General features: G+C 44.6%; 21 protein-coding genes. All 21 read right to left on the reverse strand.

Features of this window, described 5'->3' with window-relative positions:
- Positions 1 to 14: 14 nt before the first annotated feature.
- Positions 15 to 1,121 carry a response regulator gene (locus AC1DSE_RS14660; protein ID WP_477512816.1) on the reverse strand — a complete coding sequence of 369 codons (1,107 nt, stop codon included), beginning with the start codon at positions 1,119 to 1,121 and terminating at the stop codon, positions 15 to 17.
- A 64-nt stretch (positions 1,122 to 1,185) separates the two neighbouring features.
- Positions 1,186 to 4,266, reverse strand: coding sequence for an ATP-binding protein (locus AC1DSE_RS14665; protein WP_477512799.1), 3,081 nt, complete (start codon positions 4,264 to 4,266; stop codon positions 1,186 to 1,188).
- Between the two features lie 148 nt (positions 4,267 to 4,414).
- Complete coding sequence (locus AC1DSE_RS14670) at positions 4,415 to 4,798, reverse strand: ATPase (protein ID WP_339207439.1); 384 nt, start codon at positions 4,796 to 4,798, stop codon at positions 4,415 to 4,417.
- 104 nt (positions 4,799 to 4,902) lie between these two features.
- Positions 4,903 to 5,748 (reverse strand): ABC transporter permease, encoded by an 846-nt coding sequence (locus AC1DSE_RS14675; protein WP_477512800.1) that lies wholly within the window; start codon positions 5,746 to 5,748, stop codon positions 4,903 to 4,905.
- Positions 5,745 to 6,695, reverse strand: a complete 951-nt coding sequence (locus AC1DSE_RS14680) for an ABC transporter ATP-binding protein (protein ID WP_477512801.1) — start codon at positions 6,693 to 6,695, stop codon at positions 5,745 to 5,747. Before AC1DSE_RS14680 ends, AC1DSE_RS14675 begins: the two co-directional genes overlap by 4 nt.
- A complete protein-coding gene (locus AC1DSE_RS14685; protein WP_339207436.1) occupies positions 6,692 to 6,901 on the reverse strand; it encodes a PLD nuclease N-terminal domain-containing protein in 210 nt (69 codons plus the stop codon). Before AC1DSE_RS14685 ends, AC1DSE_RS14680 begins: the two co-directional genes overlap by 4 nt.
- Before the next feature lie 37 nt (positions 6,902 to 6,938).
- Positions 6,939 to 7,160 (reverse strand): sigmaY antisigma factor component, encoded by a 222-nt coding sequence (locus AC1DSE_RS14690; protein ID WP_441876928.1) that lies wholly within the window; start codon positions 7,158 to 7,160, stop codon positions 6,939 to 6,941.
- The gene (locus tag AC1DSE_RS14695; RefSeq protein ID WP_441876931.1) at positions 7,148 to 7,486 is read right to left on the reverse strand and encodes a YxlC family protein; all 339 of its coding nucleotides are present in this window, start codon (positions 7,484 to 7,486) and stop codon (positions 7,148 to 7,150) included. The genes AC1DSE_RS14690 and AC1DSE_RS14695 overlap by 13 nt, the downstream gene beginning before the upstream one ends.
- Complete coding sequence (sigY, locus tag AC1DSE_RS14700) at positions 7,473 to 8,006, reverse strand: RNA polymerase sigma factor SigY (RefSeq protein ID WP_441876934.1); 534 nt, start codon at positions 8,004 to 8,006, stop codon at positions 7,473 to 7,475. Before sigY ends, AC1DSE_RS14695 begins: the two co-directional genes overlap by 14 nt.
- Positions 8,007 to 8,153: 147 nt before the next feature.
- Positions 8,154 to 9,686 carry a PH domain-containing protein gene (locus tag AC1DSE_RS14705; RefSeq protein ID WP_477527828.1) on the reverse strand — a complete coding sequence of 511 codons (1,533 nt, stop codon included), beginning with the start codon at positions 9,684 to 9,686 and terminating at the stop codon, positions 8,154 to 8,156.
- Complete coding sequence (locus AC1DSE_RS14710) at positions 9,679 to 10,158, reverse strand: PH domain-containing protein (RefSeq protein ID WP_339207432.1); 480 nt, start codon at positions 10,156 to 10,158, stop codon at positions 9,679 to 9,681. Before AC1DSE_RS14710 ends, AC1DSE_RS14705 begins: the two co-directional genes overlap by 8 nt.
- A gap of 24 nt (positions 10,159 to 10,182) precedes the next feature.
- Entirely contained in the window at positions 10,183 to 11,403 is a 1,221-nt protein-coding gene (locus AC1DSE_RS14715) for a M24 family metallopeptidase (protein WP_477527829.1), read from the reverse strand.
- 63 nt (positions 11,404 to 11,466) lie between these two features.
- Positions 11,467 to 11,952, reverse strand: a complete 486-nt coding sequence (locus AC1DSE_RS14720; protein WP_441876943.1) for a hypothetical protein — start codon at positions 11,950 to 11,952, stop codon at positions 11,467 to 11,469.
- 21 nt (positions 11,953 to 11,973) lie between these two features.
- Positions 11,974 to 12,399 carry a hypothetical protein gene (locus AC1DSE_RS14725; RefSeq protein WP_441876945.1) on the reverse strand — a complete coding sequence of 142 codons (426 nt, stop codon included), beginning with the start codon at positions 12,397 to 12,399 and terminating at the stop codon, positions 11,974 to 11,976.
- Positions 12,396 to 12,542, reverse strand: a complete 147-nt coding sequence (locus AC1DSE_RS14730) for a hypothetical protein (RefSeq protein WP_441913223.1) — start codon at positions 12,540 to 12,542, stop codon at positions 12,396 to 12,398. Before AC1DSE_RS14730 ends, AC1DSE_RS14725 begins: the two co-directional genes overlap by 4 nt.
- Positions 12,543 to 12,587: 45 nt before the next feature.
- Positions 12,588 to 12,737 carry a hypothetical protein gene (locus AC1DSE_RS14735; RefSeq protein WP_179089950.1) on the reverse strand — a complete coding sequence of 50 codons (150 nt, stop codon included), beginning with the start codon at positions 12,735 to 12,737 and terminating at the stop codon, positions 12,588 to 12,590.
- A 35-nt stretch (positions 12,738 to 12,772) separates the two neighbouring features.
- Positions 12,773 to 13,663: a hypothetical protein gene (locus tag AC1DSE_RS14740; protein WP_441876951.1), complete on the reverse strand. Its 891-nt coding sequence runs from the start codon at positions 13,661 to 13,663 to the stop codon at positions 12,773 to 12,775.
- A 13-nt stretch (positions 13,664 to 13,676) separates the two neighbouring features.
- The gene (locus tag AC1DSE_RS14745) at positions 13,677 to 14,612 is read right to left on the reverse strand and encodes a type II secretion system F family protein (RefSeq protein ID WP_477512803.1); all 936 of its coding nucleotides are present in this window, start codon (positions 14,610 to 14,612) and stop codon (positions 13,677 to 13,679) included.
- On the reverse strand, positions 14,605 to 16,020 hold the full coding sequence (locus tag AC1DSE_RS14750) for an ATPase, T2SS/T4P/T4SS family (protein ID WP_477512804.1): 1,416 nt from the start codon (positions 16,018 to 16,020) through the stop codon (positions 14,605 to 14,607). The genes AC1DSE_RS14745 and AC1DSE_RS14750 overlap by 8 nt, the downstream gene beginning before the upstream one ends.
- The gene (locus AC1DSE_RS14755) at positions 15,975 to 16,823 is read right to left on the reverse strand and encodes a CpaE/TadZ family protein (RefSeq protein WP_477512805.1); all 849 of its coding nucleotides are present in this window, start codon (positions 16,821 to 16,823) and stop codon (positions 15,975 to 15,977) included. Before AC1DSE_RS14755 ends, AC1DSE_RS14750 begins: the two co-directional genes overlap by 46 nt.
- A gap of 2 nt (positions 16,824 to 16,825) precedes the next feature.
- Positions 16,826 to 17,545, reverse strand: coding sequence for a CpaB family protein (locus AC1DSE_RS14760; protein ID WP_441876963.1), 720 nt, complete (start codon positions 17,543 to 17,545; stop codon positions 16,826 to 16,828).
- Positions 17,546 to 17,714 lie beyond the last annotated feature (169 nt).

Raw genomic sequence — 17,714 nt, forward strand, 5'->3', positions numbered from 1 at the left:
TATTTTTAATGAATCTAGAACGTAGATAACCTGCTCTTCATTTCCAAAGACGGCTCTATTCCAAGCTCTTCGCGGCTGGCCCTCTCATATTTCGTATATAGTCGAAGCATCTTCTCTCTGTTCCCTTGTCTCTCATAAATATCGATCATAAGCTGATTCATCTCTTCATGGAGCGGATAAACAGCCAAATATTTGTCGAGGCGATGCTCCGCTTGATTCCAGTCATTCGATAATAAATCATCTTCAACTAGCTTTTTGGTCATCGTGGAGTATTGTTTAAAATAAGCTTCCTCCAGTGGTATTTTCCATAGATAGGTTTTCCCATCCAGCAGCGGCCCTTGATACAGCGCACATAAATACTCCATTTGCTCCCTATCCAGCTTCCCCTCGGCAAAAGAGACATTTGAGCGTTGGAACGCTAGCGCATCATACATTTGGTTTCCCGTTTCCATCATGTAACCATCATTCATTTTGCGAATGCTCATGCCGAGTTCATTTTCTTTCAATATTTTCTTCATAAGATAAATTGTATTGTATAGATTGGAAGAGCTTCTCTCCTCCGGCATATCCGGCCACAACAAATCCATTACCTGCCATTTGCTAATATTGCGTCCCGAATGACACAGAAAATAGGCAAACAGCTCCTCAGCCCTGCGTGTCCGAAAATGTACAGGAACCCCTTCCGAATTGCGAACCTCGAACCCACCAAAACATTGGATCATAGATAAATCCTTTTGAGGGATGACCATTGTAGTTGCGCGCTGCCGATTAACTAAACGTTCTGTCACCCGTTCAATTGTTGAAGGTGTTACTGGCTTTAAAATATAATCAATCGCTTCTACCCCAAACGCGTCCAGAGCATAGTTCTTGTAAGCAGTTGTAAAAACAATTTCTGTCTGTATCGTTAACGCCCGTACTTTCCGTGCAAGCTCAAGCCCATTCATCTTAGGCATCTCCACATCTATGAAAGCTACGTCGGGCTTAATGTCTTCCATCTTCTCTAGTGCTTCAATAGGATTAGTGAACGCTCCCACAATGGTGTAATTAGTATTCCGTCCTAAAATAACCTTCATCAATTCCAATATCGGCTTCTCATCTTCAATAATGACAGCCCGAAACATAATCTTCACCCCTTTAATCCTTCATCCAAAATATCGTCCAAGTGTTGCGTCATGATTATTCACCCTATACGATACCATAAGGCAAATACATCGTTATCTTTGTTCCGCTCCCTTGCTCTGAATGAACGGTGAATGCAGCACCAGAAATGGCCTCTAGCCGCTTTCGAATATTAGCGATAGCAATGCCCCCATCCCGCTTCTCTCCGCTCGTTATTTGACTAAGCAGAATATCCGACATTCCAACACCATCGTCCTCGACGGTTACTTGTATATAGCCATGTCCTTCATTAATCTTTAATGAAACAGTGCCCTCTCCCTCTTTATCAAACAACCCGTGACGGATCGCATTCTCAACAAAGGGCTGTATGCATAAAGAAGGAATCTCTACATCTTGAAGACCTTCATCTACATGAGAGATAAAAGTAAACCGCTCTCCAAACCTAGCCTTTTCGATCTCAACATAGGCATGAATCAATTCAAGCTCACGGTCTAGAGGAACGACTAAATTAGATCGATCCGTATCTAAAATGTAGCGTATATATTGACTTAGCATCGACAATAAATAGGCTGCTTTTTCTCCATCTGTATAACAGAAGGAAATAACGCTGCTTAACGCGTTGAACAAAAAATGAGGCTTAATTTGAGCCTGATGAAAGGCTAGCTCATTTTGAATGGCCTCCTGAATGGAGGTTTTCATTGCAATCAATGTTTGGATTCTAGCAAGCAGCGTCTCACCATCAAATGGCTTCGTTATATAATCATTAGCACCTGCCCTGAAACCTAACGCAATATCTGCAGGTGTGTCCTTAACAGTCGCGAAGAGAATGGGCAAATCTAGAATCGAATAGCGGTCTCGCAGTGTACGGCATAGCTCAATACCAGAAGTACCCGGCATCATGACATCTAAAATAACAAGGTCCACACGAGGATGCTCGTCCATCTTGAACATCGCTTCTTTAGCCGAAAATGCTGTAATCACATTGTATCGATGCTGCTTTAATATATGTAATAAGCTATAAATATTGGAGGCCTCGTCATCCACTATTAAAATGGTACGATCATAATAGCCTATAACGTCGAGCGAGGCGTGATCAGCTGTCACTCGCTGCACCATTTCGTTTTCTGAGGATGCCGAAGCTTCCCGATAGCCTTGAATGTCTAAAGCCCTAGGCAGTGTAAAGAGCATACGAGTTCCTTCACCGATCTCGGACCAATCCACTCGAATTTCGCCGTCCATTCGCTCAACCAGCTTGCGGCTAATGTACAGACCAACGCCCATTCCCATATAACCATCCGACGGAAGCGTTTCTTCCAGCTGCTCAAAATATTCGAAAACCTTCAAAAATTTATTGCTCGGAATTCCTTTTCCCGTATCCTCAACAGTGATAGCTACCCTATTGTCCAACAACCTCGAATTAACCCTTATCCAGCCGTTCTCTGTATGCCTAATTGCGTTATAAATCAGATTATAGAGCACCTGTCTAAGTCTGCTTTCATCTGCAACTACCCAAATATCCACTTCCACCTGATTGTCTAATCGCACCGACTTCCCAGCTAGCTCGAATTGCAGTACATCAAATACGATCTGAACGGCTACTCGCAAATCCACCACTGTCATATGCAGCCTTAATTCTCCATGCTTCAAGCGGCTTACATCAATTAAGTCATGAATTAACATAGACAGTTTAGTGGAAGTATCCTTGATCAACCAAAGATTTTGTTTTTGCTTTGGCTGCAAATTATGATCCTCATCCTCAAGCAAATGAGCTGTCATGTTCATAATACCGTGCAGAGGTGTTTTGATCTCATGAGAGGTACTCATCAAAAACTCATCCTTCAGTTGATTGGAAACGAGCAATTGACGGGAGAGTATTTCAGTTTTCTCATAGGCATTCGAAAATCTTACAGCGAGCAAAATATTTATAATGACAATAAATCCGATAATACCGAATGTTCCCACTAAATTAGTGTCTACGACATTCGTCGAGTAGAGACCATCGTATAGGAGAAAAACCATCAAAGAAACGCCGCTCCCAATGAACAGAAGCCATTCTTTCCCTTCAGACGAAGTACTCTCACTGCGTATGTAAAATACAGCCATTTTCAAAATGATATACGACACCAACAGCCCTAAATAATATAAAGTTAAACCTTTTACATTAATGTGAACGCTGTACGGCAGCAGCAAAACAGCAGCAATATAAAGGATAAATGGCGTTTGAAACAGCTTTAAGTTTCTCGGCGACAATAACCTGGCATCAAATGAACAAAAAAATATAATAATGACCATAGCACTTAAAACTTGGCTCAAATCAAGCAGCTTATAAGTGATGTCGAATGGAATGTTCGGAAGCAGCTGTTGAAATATTTTCTCACCATTCAGTGAACGCTCTAAAGACAAGATTAGCAGGTACAATCCGCTAAGCAAGTAAGCTTTATTCCTCCGTCCAAGATAATAAAAGATAAGATGATACGCCCCGAACATACCCATAATCAAAACAAGTCCAATTCCTATGCCTAGCTGTCTGCCATTCATCTTGCTAATATCATAATCCAATCCGAACGAAATCGAATTGACGATCCCCCCAGTGACAAACACATAATTGGATATCTGAATAACAAGCTCAACTTCCCTCGTTTCGGTTTGAAAAAAAGCGCTAGAAGGCGTATTTCCAGGTATGTTCAATTTTTTGCTCGAGGATGGTTGTCCACTTTCGCTTTCCAATTTGCCATTAATAAATAACCGATGAGCCATTCGGATACTTCTTGTTTTCAGACCCAAACCTTCCTTTTCATCTTGGAGAAGAATCTTTAGACGATATGTCCCAAAGCCTTTTCGAGCCATACCTCCTTTAGCGTTTTTCCCTGTCCAAGTAGCAGGTACAGATAAATAAGAAATTCCCGAATTGTTTTGGTGAAAATCGGCAGGCGTAAGCAGCTGTCCTTCGTAAAATTCCCATTCACCATCAAGAAAAACAGGGCCATCCTGCTCAAGGCTCCAATTAGATAAATCCAGCACTCCCCGCTTTGCTTGCGGCAAGTCTCGGTTAGATTGCGTTAATGCCTGCAGGCTGGCTGTCAATACAATTGTAATGAGTAGAAATACTGCTATTTTGATCAATCTTTTAACGCTCTCTCTGTGCAATGCAGCAGCCCCTTCCACGGTTCATAACATTTCGTCCATTTTATCACCACAAGCTCACATAAATCTCTATAATTCTAGGCATAAAAAAAAGACTGTTCCGCGGTCACCAAAGTGACTTACAGGACAGTCCAAAGCTCAAGCTATTCTTTTAAATCCAAGCCTTTAAATTAACCTGACGAATAAAGTCCGCTGGGCTAAGCGTCTCCGTTGCCGTACTCTCTGGTTCCGCTTCCGTTTCTTCTTCACCGTTCATAATTCGTTTAAACAATTCTTCATTATGTGTAGCAAGAGCAAAATCAATTAAAGCCTCACGTTCAATGCGGTCAACCTCATCTTGAATGAGTACCTCTTCAAGTTCTACATCTTCATCAGGAATAAGGAAATTACGATTCGCAGAGGGTACTCTGAGCACGTAATCAAATACATTATCCGCATTGCGGTCGTAAGCTATAATATAACCATGTTCCCCGATGGGCAGGTTTTGTTCATATTGGTCAGCCACAATGACGACCTTTGTGCCTAGCTGTAGCATCGTCCTCAACTCCTGTTTCTTCGCCGCTGATTCTTTCACTACTATCCTACTAAAAAATGATAGCGGTGTCCAATCGAAGAGAGTTGATAGACGGAATAATTACATTATTCAACAGCTGAACTTCTGCGAAGAACCGTTGCTGATAAGCAAATAGACGCTGCAATACATATCATTGTGATCAAAATCGACCAACCGAATCGATAATTATTTTCTATACCTGATACCGCGGCTTGATAGGCAAAACCGCTTAATGCGCCTGGACTCCACCCCAGTGCCTTAGGAAACAGCCCCGTCAAAATGGATAAAATGACAGCTCCCCCCAATGCCGAGAACGCCGCAGCCGCCGGACTCCGAAGCAGCGAGCTGAAAAGGAGCGTAATCGTTGCTACAAAGGTGAGCCATAAACCGTAGATAAGCAAGCTGTTAAACACCTTATCCATTGGAGCATCGCCGATCAACAAGCCTGTATAGTACCAAGAAGCAAGATACCCCGCTATAAATGAACCCCAGGTAAGCATAACGATAGCTGTCCATTTGGAGCAGATGTAAGATAATACCGAAATCGGCTTTACAAGAATAAGTGATGCTGAGCCGTTGATACGCTCACCAGACACCGTCCCCATACAAACGAGCACGAGAACAAGAACCCCTAGTGTGCCAAATTGCTGCAGTGTTTGTGCAAGAACCTCAGTACCGAGCGGCGTAGGAATTTCGATAACCGTTCCCTCCGGCAAACTTCCTGCCTTCTCCAATATGACCGGCATGAAATAGGTTGATACCGGCTGCATAATACCGAGCAATATAAATACTAATGGCACCCATAGCAGCTTAAAGCTTCGCATAAGTTCGAGAAGCTCCTTTTGAACCATAACCATGTATCGAGTAAAGCTTGACGATCCAGCTGAAGGAACAGTAACTGTCTGTAAACGACTCATTTCTTTTGTACTCATGCAGTCACCACCCTCATAAATAAATCCTCCAATGATGAATGACCAATCTCCAATTTGCTTACCTTAACTTGTTCTCTCGTCAATTCTTCAAGCAAACTCCGTCTAGCTGCATCCACTTCGTTTACAGTAAATCGTGCAATTCCATTGTGCAATTGAACATCTTGAAAGAGACTAGTTTTGCCGCTATTCGTAAGGGCCGGCTGGATACGCTCTACATAAGAGGATAACCAGCGTTCTGAATTTGCATCACGTTCAATCTGAAGCTCAATGATCGGTTTGCGATGCTCATTGCGAATCTTCTCAATCGCTCCTTGCAGCGCAACTTTCCCATTCCGAATAATAATGACATCATCACACAGTTCCTCGGCATCATGCAGAACATGCGTCGAGAAAAGCACCGTCGTCTCCCGCTTCAGCTCACGCAGCAATTCAAGCACCTCTCTGCGTCCAATCGGATCAAGCGCTGAAACGGGCTCATCCATAACAAGCAGCTTAGGCTGATGGACAAGCGCTTGAGCCAGACCTAAGCGCTGCTTCATGCCTCCGGAATAGGAGCCTATTCTCCGCTTCGCAGCAGAGGAAATCCCGACACGCTCCAGCAACTCTTTGGCTCGTTTTTTGGCCTCTGCAGCGCTGAGACCGCATAATTTACCTGCATATATCACATATTCCATTCCAGTCATCCAATTATAGAACGACGGTGATTGCGGCAAGTATCCAATCAACTCACGATGATTGCCTGCTTGAGCAGATCCCATAAAATCCATTTGTCCTGCCGTCTGCTTAAGCAGGCCTGTAATCATTTTAATTGTTGTTGTTTTCCCTGCTCCGTTCGGTCCTAGAAGGGCAACACAGTGGCCTGTCGCAATCGAAAAATCGATTCCAGCTACTGCATCAACTGTACCGAACGTTTTTGTGAGTCCCTTCACCTGAAGCAATGCGCTCATCTTTCATTCCTCCTTCCAGCAATAAAGAAGGCGATCGGGCCAAAAATATTTACAAATATAATAATTAAAACCCACATCAGCTTAGGACCGCGTGTACTCTCCGCCTTAGCACACAATACCAATGCAATCACCATTAAGATCAATTGAATAACGATTATTGGTGCAATGATAGGTAATATATCCGATAATTCGATTTGATTATTCATTTTAAAGCCCCCTTAGTTCGATTTAAAAATGATCAGGCTATTCATTTCCTTTTCCACGGCGACGTGGAAACCATCCGCTCCGCACAAAAATAAAATAAAAGAGAAGCGGCATCGGCGCCTGAATCAAACCCCATAACCCCCAAAACCAAGGCATACTGTCCCTTTTACGAGCATCGATGAATAGCCACGTTGATTGTGCGATCAAGACAGAGATAAGCAAAATCCATCCCCAAATCGGTATGATCTTCAGCTCTTCCATGTTCGCACCTTCCTTCGACCAAACGTTATGCCAACAAAACCTATGCCTCCAACGGCAATGACCACTTGAAGCACAGCGAACCATACCAAGTTACGATCCAACATCCACATCATCATTCCAAAAATTAAACAAGCTAACAGCCAAAAAATCAAAAGATCCTTCCATAGCTTTCTTTTCATTTGCTGCTTATGCGCATCCACCATGTCCTCGAATCTTTGCAGCTCTGGAACATGCGGTGCATGAATAGCATCAAATCGATTTAATGTCTCTTGCAGTTGATCATCGAACCACTTCTGATCCTCTGTTTCCTCTTTAAGCTTCTTCATGCTCCGTTAGCTCCTTCCGCAGCTGCTTTAACCCATTATGCAGCCTTGATTTTACTGTCCCTACTGGGATATCCAGCATCGAGGAGATTTCCTCTTGTGAGTAGCCGTAATAATATTTCAACAATACCGGTATTCGAGTATCGCTATTCAGATCACCTAATGCTTGAAGCGCCTCGGGCCATTCATCTCCTCGCTGCAAAGTATTGTAGCGAATGGACCTGAGCGACTGCTCCTCTTGCACCCAATGCTTTTCAAGCTCGTTTCGCCGAATTCGATCAACAACGAGCCTCGATGCTATCGTTATAAGCCAAGTAGAAAATTTGGCTTTAATCTGAAAGGTCGCTATTTTTTCAATCGCTTTCAGCATCGTTTCCTGTGTGACATCCTCCGCACGTGTTTTGTTCATCGTTACTTTAAGTGCGTATTGATACAGAAATGAATAATTTTGTCGCAGCAGTTCCGAGAGCGCTCGCGAATCGCCGCGAACTGCTTGCTTAATTAGCTTCGTCTCGTCATGCACGAGCGCGCAACCTCCTCTTTTTCATTCACTTGTAGCTTAGACGGTTCACTAGCACATTTCGTTCATTTGCTTTTAAATTTATTTTTTTAAAATAAAACAACTGCGGAAATAGTAGCTCTTCCGCAGCTGTTGAATGGAAACCATATTCTATTGTTTGTTATGACTGCGGCTGTACCAATTCCATACAGGCTGCAAGTCCGCACGATCGAGTGATTTCACACGATATTCGTAAGGGCTGCCCAGAACCCGAACCGCTATTGCAAACAGATTTTTTTTCTGCTGCCAAATGGAGCGGCTTACTCTCATCGTTACAATTTGCGGGCGCCTAACCATATAAGTAGATCGTGATAAAAAACGATTGCGAAGCGTTAACTGGCCTTCTCCCAAATGAACCCCCGCAGCGTTATAGCAGCTTTTTCTCCACAAAATAACTATCGGCAACAGTATTAGCGACCATAACCCATCTGCTTTAAATAATACGATCAATGCGGTACATAAAAGCAGAGTAATCAATAATTCGATTCTAACGTAATAAATGAAGGCACGTTTTGGCGCACCGATCAGCTTAGCTCTCGAAGGAATGTTCATTTGAGGAACAAATTCATCGAGTACTTTTTGAATATCGGAAAACTTCAGAAAAGGATGCAGCATAAGCTGTTCCTTTTTGTCCGATGATACGATTTGAAGCTGGATTTCCGCATAACCAATCGCCTGCCGGAGCGGTCCTTCGTTGACGATAACCGCCTGAACCTTCTTCGGGTCAAAAACAAACGATTTTTTCTCAAGTAAACCATAAGAAACTGCAATTTGCCTGCCATCTCTTTTAATGGAGAAGCCGCTATACTTCAGCACGTACAAAACAATAGACAGAARCCATGCCAGCACAATTCCAATAACGACAACAATTACGATGAGTATGTAGCTTGGCATTAAACTAGTTGAATCCTCGACAACCGTTTCAAAAAAGTGATCCGGGAGAAGCTGATTGATAATATCATCTGCAAAAGAAAACAAACCCGCCAAAAACGCCGCTACGAGACCAAAATTAGTCGATGTCGCAGCTGCTTGAAGAAGCTGCGCAGCCGATAACGTTATCTCCGATTTTTTGGTGCTGGCCTCGACAGTCGGAGCTTGCGGTGTAAGCGGCTTATTGTTTATTTTTACAACAACCTGCTCATCAGCCTGTTCATTGACCGCGATATGTTCAGCAGCCGGATCAGTCGGTACAACGATCGACGATGCTTGTTTTCTAAGCATGTACTGGATGTCATTTGCTTCTTTTATAGAGAGTGCCGGCAATATCCCATCTGCCTTCTTATTGCCGCCAGGCGTCTCGATCTTCACTTGAGCAACCCCGAGTAACCGCTGTATAAGCGGCTGTTCGACGTTAACGGAGTGGATACGTGTATAGTAGATCGTTTTCTCATCCCTGAACAACAAGCCTTTTCGAATGATAATACGATCCTCTTCCAGCCAAAATCCGAAACGCTTCCATTCAAAAAAACTAAAGACTAATAATACGACAGATAAAACGGCTGCCCCGGTATACCAGTACCAATTCAAATTAGTCCAACTGGTCCCTTTCAATACGCCGATCAAGATAACAGGAATAAAACCTTTAATCGTATTCAGCAGTCCGAACAATATATACATTGGATGAAGCGTGCGGCGATCATTCATCCTGATCATCCACCTTAGCCAAAATTCCAATTTTACGTTTCAACTGCTCTGCTTCCGATTGCTTCAAACCACTGATTCGGTGGGTTGTAGCAGCTGTAACTATCGATACGCTAGCCAGATCATACTTCCGCATCAGAGGACCGCTCTCAAGCTCGACATGCTGTACGCGTACCATCGGAACAAGAACATTGCTCAAAAAGATAAGACCTGATTGAATTTCAAGCTCATCGTCAAATAGCTCATATGAAAATCGCGTATACTTCATTTCTGGAATAACCCAAGTGAACATAATAAAAGAGATGGCAAAAATGGATAATGCGATCCATCCTGGTATTAGCGTCCAATCCCAAATCGTTGCACAAGAAAAATAGGCGATGATTAAAGCGAGAAAAATACCGTTCGTAATTAGCTCACTAATGCGATAAACCGTAATATAATCACGATGAAGCCGATTCGTTAACTTTCGATTCATTTCTATCGTTTCCCCCTCTATTTGTTAAGGCAAAAGAATGAGCTCCGCCTTGGGACGAGTCAGCGCTCTAGCGCCTTGCTCCGTAATTAAATAGCTATTCTCAATACCGACCACGCCTTCTCCCGGAAACGTGAATTTCGGTTCAACTGCGATAACCATGCCGGGCTGCAGAGGCATTTGAAAACCTTTTGCCAGTACAGGCCACTCATCGATTTCAAGCCCAATGCCATGCCCTAGAAACTTGGCTTGATCCGCACCATAACCCAWAAAATGATCGGTTAGCTTAGCTGCTGCACAGCTCTCAAGCGCAGCCTCATAAAGCCTTGCGCAAGGCGTGCCAGGAATCATAAGTTTCTCAGAATCAGCAATTACTGACTCCGACACCTTGTAGGCATGGTGAAGGGTTTCAGAAAGCTTCCCTATTACGGCTGTACGTGTCTGATCGATAACATATCCATCTACACAGCAGCCAATATCAATTAATATAGGTTCATTGCGTTTGATGATCGATCTGCTTACGCTTTGCGGCGATGCCCCGCCAAGACCAAGTCCGCCCGCAGGTCCATCAAAATAGGATGGAACCGCTGCTGCAGCTCCCGAAATAACCATACCGGTCGTTATCTCTTGGTTATATCCGCGCATGCGCATCAAACCAATATGTCCGCGTATACGAAGCTCATATTCAACACGCGCCATCCATTCAAGCTCGCTGATTCCTTCCTTAAGATCATTCAGCGCCTCGCTTAATGCTTGTGCCACTACTTCGGCAGCTGCCTCGATACGGCTTACTTCCCATGGAGATTTAATCATTCGCAATCTCCGAATGTGAGCTGAGCCATCCATCAGCTCGCAACGTCCCGATGTGCCAAGCAGCTCCGTCAGCTTGATGTAAAGCTGCGCTGGAAGCACATCTAGATCGGCGGCTATCCGCAGCTCCTCTCCTTTGTTAAACAAATACGCATAGTTCTTTGCCAGCGTTTCTCCAAAAACACGAAAAGCACCGAGCTCCTCTACCTGAATGACCGTCTCCAGCTTAGCGCGTTGAACGCTGCGACGTACATAAAAGGTAGGTTCCCCAATGCTTGGAATAAATAAATAACCCGTTTGCATAGATCCGCAAAAATAATATAGATCTACATTTTGAGTAATAAGAAAACCAATAATTCGCTCTGCTTTCATAACGTCCTGCAATCGCTCAATTCGTTGTTTGATAAGCTCAGCAGGAACATCTGCTTTAATATCCATCACTTCGTTAATCAACTCCTATTTATTTCCCTCCTCTTATTACACCAATTTTCCAAATTTTCGTCAACCTGCTACCAGCTCTGCTGCCCCCTTAATATCCCATTCAATAGGATCCATCACTTGAAACGCTCGCGGATACACGATATGTACAATCAACACAACTCCCGGCCGATTAAGCGTCACCTCATAATCAAAGGTCTCATTTCGATAAAGGTATGGAAAAGTTTTTTCATCATTTACGATCTCAAATACGAGTACCTCAACTCGCTTTTTCAAAAATGATTCCGGCAGCGGCACGCCTTGTTCATCCAGCCTTAAATTTTCTCGCAAATATAAAGTCGCTGCCGCTGCCGCTTCACCTGGAGATAATCGAAGCACGCCATTGCCAAGCGCCGCTGGATCAAGCTGTTGTGCAGCTGCATGCGCAGCTCGATTAATCGCTCGCTTGCTTTGGAACAAGGTGCGCATCGCAAGCTCCTCTTCAACCTGAAGCAAATGAATCGATATCCAGACCGTCATCATCAACACGATAAGCAATAGCTTGTACATCGATTCATTCACCTCTTTCCGTTATGGCAAATATTCACTCATTTTCATTCCAAAAGCCCGCATTCGCTCGCTCGGCAGCGGAGGTGCCAGACCAATTAATCGATCTATTTCAAATAAATCCTCATACGGGTAGCTAAGTGTCAACGAAATGCCGGTCCCTCTTACAACAGGGGCGCTAGGGTTTGAAGCTGTGACACCACTCGTTGTAGCTAGTTTATATTCGATCTGGTCAGCCTGCATGCCATAGCGAGCCATACGCTGCCTAGATTGCTCTTGCATTTCCTCGCTAATGTAGCCGTAGGTTCCACTAGCGCCTATTTCCAGTAAATAATCTACCTCCTGCTGCAAAACAGCTTGTCTAACAATGAGAACATGCTTATAAATGGGCGAAAACATAAGCCAGCATAAAAGCCCTGCAAACAAAACGAAAATCAATATTTGCTTCATGGACTCATTTCCCTAATATGGCTGCTTATCGAGCTGCCTGCCCCATCGATTTGCTTCTTCATTCCCTTATCACCATCAGCAACTGCTTGATAGCAAATAATTACGGCAATAAGCAGCAGCATCGATACAAGTATTGAGCGCAATAATGGAACACCTCCGCTCTACTTTATAATTTTATGCAGCTGAGCTTAAGGAAGCAGAGCGCCAATTTTTGTATTGGCTGCTGTTCCTTGCGATTCGATCTGACTGCTAGTTCCAGTCTTGTCCTCAGCGATGATTGAGTTAAACAAAACGATAACAACAACAAGCATCATGACTGTCATCAAAATATTACGCATGCTACCACCTCCTTTCCAAAATAACCGATTAATGATTAGCCTAGCGATTCAAACAGCTTCTGTCCTTCTCTCACCCATGGATATATAAACACTTGAAAGGTATACAAGATGGGGATTCCCGCGATAACAAACAAAAAATAAGAGGTTGATTCCTTACGACTTTCTTTAGCCAGCTCCAGCTTCTCTTTATAATCCTCTATACGTACACGCAGCAATTCGTAATATTGCGGACTCTCATGGAGTCGAAGCGCATCAATCGTTTCTACAAAGCTCAAAGCCTCCTCCGTTCCGAGCCTTTGCTTAAACCGTTGAAGTGCGCCGCCCGCATCGTGATACCATTCAGCCAGAAGCCGTTCAAGATCATAGCGCATCGCTCTCGTAAAGGGTACACATCTCAGAAGCTTCGCATGAACATGCAGGGAGGAATCGGATAAATAAAGAAGCTGCCTGCTAATAATGAAAATTTCTTTCGTAATTTGCAGGGTGCGCACCTTGCGAATAGAACGCAGCCATATTAGGTCGACATACAAAACAAGCATCACAATGAGTAAGCCTGGACCCGCATACGACATGGGGATATAGGCGTTTATACGCTCATACCATGCAGCAGCCAAAATAATTATCCCGCTTACACCAATTAATAACGATCGCCTTGCAAAAACATACCAAGCTGTATCGATGGTTACACCACAGCCTGCGAGCAGCAGCTCCCGCTCTATAAAAGAAGGATGCTGCCTTGAAATAAGCAAAAACCGCAGCCACTTATCCGGTGCTTGCCTCGTTCGCCACCCGAATACAGCGAGGTGCTTCCATCTCGATGGCCGCTCCGGCCACAACTGCAAAAGCATATAAATCGCAGCCGCGCCGCCTATGCACTGACTTATTAACAGCGCTAACCGTATTGATACTCCTGTCCATTCAGGCATTTACTGCCTCCTTTCACATCTTTTTGCGTGAAAGCCACAAACCCATTAGGAACGATGCAAAGATGAGCACCATTGCATTTAGCAGCATATCTCTTCCCATCGGGTCAACGATGTAGTAATAATAAGAGTTATCTTTGTTGTATCTGAGATTAATGCCTACAAATAAAGCAAGAAACAATATAGGCGTGAAGTTAGCTACACGAATCTCTAGCAATCGATTTCGTTCCTGCTCGCCCGCTCTTCTTGCCTTGCGCATATCGGTTAGAAGCTCTTTTAAGCTATCTGTTATAGGAGCCCCCTCAACAAGCGCCACCCGCAAAATATGAACGAAATAATCCGCCCACAAATGGCCGAGTGAAACGGAGAGCAGCCTCAGGCTTGCTTCATCATCGCCTCGAACCGATAAATTACGATACAGCTGTTCAAAAACAAGCTGCATCGGTCCGAGCAGCCTTCTCTCCTCCACCGTGCGCTGCAGCGCACTCCTGACATGCCGCTCACCTGTTACGAGATAACATTGATAAAATAGCTCCACCGCAGGTAAAAAATCCATTTGCGTCTGCATTCTGCGGTGTACCAGCAGTGCTCGTAATATTGTATAAGGGAAAAACCCTAGCAACGCGCCGAACAACAAGGTTCCTTTGACGCTTTGAAAAAATATGCCACCAGAAGCAATCCCCGCAAGCAACAGCAATCCTGATACACAAGCAAAGGAAGCAGGCGTTATTTTCAATCGGAGCGTCTCGAGCAGTTCATTCAAATGATCATGCAGCCAGCTATATCGTCTGAACCCTTCAGCCAGCTTCTTGCGCCAACCGTTATTTGCCCGGTAAGCGAGCTTGCTTCTGAGCTGCTGCTCAGTCGACCACAGCTTGAACAGGTGATACAACGCGATAAACATTAAGCAAAATAATAAGGATGCCGCTGCTGCTGTGGAAAGTTTATTCATCGTTGAGTCCCCCTGTGATTAGCCTGCTAGCCGACCTCACAGTTGGCTCCATTGGAAACTGCCAATCATTTCGCGACTCATCAAATCTTACCCAGTCTCTAACGATTGTCTGCCCATTCTCCCAGCACAGCTCCCCTATCCGACTAACGACTCGCCGTCCACCCAAGTAACTCATTTCAATGCCGATTTCGGTTACATACTGTGTAATTCGTTTTGCGAGCCGTTCAGCGTTCATGCCTCTTCCATCGAGCATACACATATCGGTTATCGCCTCTGGCACATCCTCCAGCCTGTTCGCATGAACGGTCGTCATGCTTCCGGTATGTCCACGCGTGCAGGCACGGACATAAATATTCGCATCCATGTCGCGAATTTCGGCATGGATAATGCGCTGCGGCGACTGCCTGAGCGCGAGCTTAAAAGCTTGATCCGAGCGATGATAGGAATCCTCTTCATCGGTCATATATTCCACAACGTTTTTATTTGGAAAATCACGCCCCAGCATCATCTCAAATCGACTCTCAATCGTAATGATTCGTTCTTCATCAGGCAGCTCAGCAATTAAAGCTTTCATTAAATTGGTTTTTCCTGAGTTCGTTGGTCCAATAATGACCATATTGAATCGTGCAGCTAAGATGGCTTTAAGCAAGCTCTCTACTCGCGCATTAATCGTCTGGTATTCCTGTTTACTTAATGTCTCAAGGCTGAAGCTTCGTACCGTGTAGAATCGAATCGTTAAGGTCGGGTTTGCCGTGAAGCCAAAACCTGTCATCGTAACACGCGATCCATCTCGCAGCATCACCTCTGCCCACCGTTTACGCGGATTGATGCGGTCATTATTGTAGAGCACTAAATTTTGCTGGATGCGCTCCACCTCTCGAATGTCGTTAAAGCGGTAGCCTGAAGCATTTGTAACCCCATTCTTTACCGTAAAAACCCTCTCGCCAACGACTTGTATTTCCTCCAAGCCTTCCTTGTCAGCAAGCACCAGCTCCAAAACATTCAATCCTATCACTTCCGCAAATAACGCCTCTGCGAGCGATTGAAACGAATGCTGTATATTAGCGGCTCCATGTATTCGAAGCCTAATTAATCGATCCGTGATAACCGCAAGAATTTGCTCACGCTCCTGCGTATAGCCAAGCACTGCACGATTCAAGGTCTCGCTGTATTGCCTGCGCTCTTCCTCGCCAAGCCCGTGCGGGGCGCTTAAATAAGTTCGAATATCATCGGCAAGCTTGCCCATTTCCTCTTGTGCGTCCGATGGCAAATAGGAACCAACTGCATCATGCTCACGTTTTTCTTTCTCCGATTGCATTTGAGCTGCGAATTGGGAAGGCGAAAATCGATTTTGCCCCGCTGTCACGAACTCGTACCATTGCGATGCGCTAACAGTTTGCGATACCAAGGCTGTACTGCAACAGAAGTGCTCATACTGCGTATATTATGCCTCTTCATCATCGCTTTGGCGGGCTCCTGCATAACCTGCTTGCCCTCCGTATCAACCTTCAGCCACTGTGCATACGTTCCACTATCCAACTGACTAAAAACTGGCTCGCTTAATTGAAGCTGGCCAAGTGCCTTTGTTCCCAGCTCTTTGCAAATATGCTTCATCTGATAACCTCCGTTTCTCCATGGACCGTTGATAATGACCGAATCGTATTGTTCAGGCGTGACTTCAAATAAGGGCGATACTTGACCTATCCAGCGTCTTCCATCCTCTTGAAAATGCGATAATGCAGGAGTTGTAACGAGTATGCGCGAGCCCGCTCTACGGATAGAGCAAATAGTCGCTGCGTTGTCCCAATAGGCACCCACATCCAAAATGACAAATGCAAAAGTTTGTTCCGCAATCGAAAGCAAATGCTCCGCTTCTTCTGGGGTGAAATATTCAGCTTGATCTCTCATGAGATTACCGAACAGCACCTGCAAATTCGGCTGACCTGGCACAGAATATACAGCCCTGCGAAGCTTCTCCGGCGTCAACGTATAGGAACGAAGCTCTGGACGAAGCTTATCCAGCGTTACAAGTGGCTCGTCTACACCGATATACCGATGAATCTTCGCGCTTTTGAGATTAAGGCATAAGTAGCCGATTGGCTTGCCGCATGCTTCCGCCATACGATATGCGGTTGCAAACGCCGCGGTTGTCGTTCCGATATTGGGAGTCGTGCCAATAAATACTGCAAGAGGCGCTGGCGTTCCATTCACAATTACTCAGCCTCCTCTCCAGCAACCAAATCAAGCGATGTCGGACTATAAGCGACAACTAGCTTCAAAGAGCCTCCCTTGCATAAGCTGTCGAGCTTAAGCCACTGTTCCTCCGACAAATTTAAATTCAAATAATCAATCATTCCGTTAGCTTCCCGCCTAGACGCATACATTTGCTCTTTATTTCCCTCAGCCAGCGAAAATAAATTCGGGTTCTCAATATTATCTATTTCGACGTTGCCAGATGTCTTGACCGAGGCTACAGTAACTGCCTCAGAGAAAATCCTCATCGAGGGAGACGCATCACCTGAAGCGTATAGAAGCACCTTATCACCTGCTCTGATCCCATTCGAAATCGAGCGTATATACTCCTTCGGAATTTGAAATGTCGACTCGCTTCTTCTAGGCTGCAAATAATAATCGTCGACCTTCCAGATCAAGAGCGGCTCCCCTTTGCCAAGGGGGATCATCGTTTCCTTCCCAGCAGCCTGCTCCAGCTTCAATACCATGTCGGAGACATAAGCAGATTGCGGAACCAATTTGTACTCTAAATCACTTTCCTTAAGCCGCTCGCCAGCCCCAATAAATCGTTTGGGTACGAGAACAGCTACCGTCTCCTCCCCCTGGATTTGAATTCTTTGCAGCTCATACATGCCATACACGAGGCTTGCCGACAACACCGCAGCTGTTAAACTAATGATTGCATTTCGTCTCTTTTTCATCCCCATTCCTCTCTGAGCACAAAAAAAGAACGCAGCAGCAGCCAACTAAGGCGTACTACGTGCGTTCTTCGCATAATAAAGCTCATATATAGGTTTGCAATAAGTAATTGAGTTCATAATAGCAAATTGAACTTTCATTTGTCTATCATTATTTTTCCAAGTTCAACAA

The organism is Paenibacillus sp. 01L418 (assembly GCF_056400045.1).

Bases quoted from the DNA above. Each gene is read 5' to 3' on its own strand.
- AC1DSE_RS14660 (WP_477512816.1), bottom strand. From the start codon at position 1,121: ATGTTTCGGGCTGTCATTATTGAAGATGAGAAGCCGATATTGGAATTG.
- AC1DSE_RS14670 (WP_339207439.1), bottom strand. From the start codon at position 4,798: ATGCTACAGCTAGGCACAAAGGTCGTCATTGTGGCTGACCAATATGAA.
- AC1DSE_RS14675 (WP_477512800.1), bottom strand. From the start codon at position 5,748: ATGAGTACAAAAGAAATGAGTCGTTTACAGACAGTTACTGTTCCTTCA.
- AC1DSE_RS14680 (WP_477512801.1), bottom strand. From the start codon at position 6,695: ATGAGCGCATTGCTTCAGGTGAAGGGACTCACAAAAACGTTCGGTACA.
- AC1DSE_RS14685 (WP_339207436.1), bottom strand. From the start codon at position 6,901: ATGAATAATCAAATCGAATTATCGGATATATTACCTATCATTGCACCA.
- AC1DSE_RS14690 (WP_441876928.1), bottom strand. From the start codon at position 7,160: ATGGAAGAGCTGAAGATCATACCGATTTGGGGATGGATTTTGCTTATC.
- AC1DSE_RS14695 (WP_441876931.1), bottom strand. From the start codon at position 7,486: ATGAAGAAGCTTAAAGAGGAAACAGAGGATCAGAAGTGGTTCGATGAT.
- AC1DSE_RS14710 (WP_339207432.1), bottom strand. From the start codon at position 10,158: ATGAATCGAAAGTTAACGAATCGGCTTCATCGTGATTATATTACGGTT.
- AC1DSE_RS14720 (WP_441876943.1), bottom strand. From the start codon at position 11,952: ATGTACAAGCTATTGCTTATCGTGTTGATGATGACGGTCTGGATATCG.
- AC1DSE_RS14725 (WP_441876945.1), bottom strand. From the start codon at position 12,399: ATGAAGCAAATATTGATTTTCGTTTTGTTTGCAGGGCTTTTATGCTGG.
- AC1DSE_RS14735 (WP_179089950.1), bottom strand. From the start codon at position 12,737: ATGCGTAATATTTTGATGACAGTCATGATGCTTGTTGTTGTTATCGTT.
- AC1DSE_RS14740 (WP_441876951.1), bottom strand. From the start codon at position 13,663: ATGCCTGAATGGACAGGAGTATCAATACGGTTAGCGCTGTTAATAAGT.
- AC1DSE_RS14745 (WP_477512803.1), bottom strand. From the start codon at position 14,612: ATGAATAAACTTTCCACAGCAGCAGCGGCATCCTTATTATTTTGCTTA.
- AC1DSE_RS14760 (WP_441876963.1), bottom strand. From the start codon at position 17,545: ATGAAAAAGAGACGAAATGCAATCATTAGTTTAACAGCTGCGGTGTTG.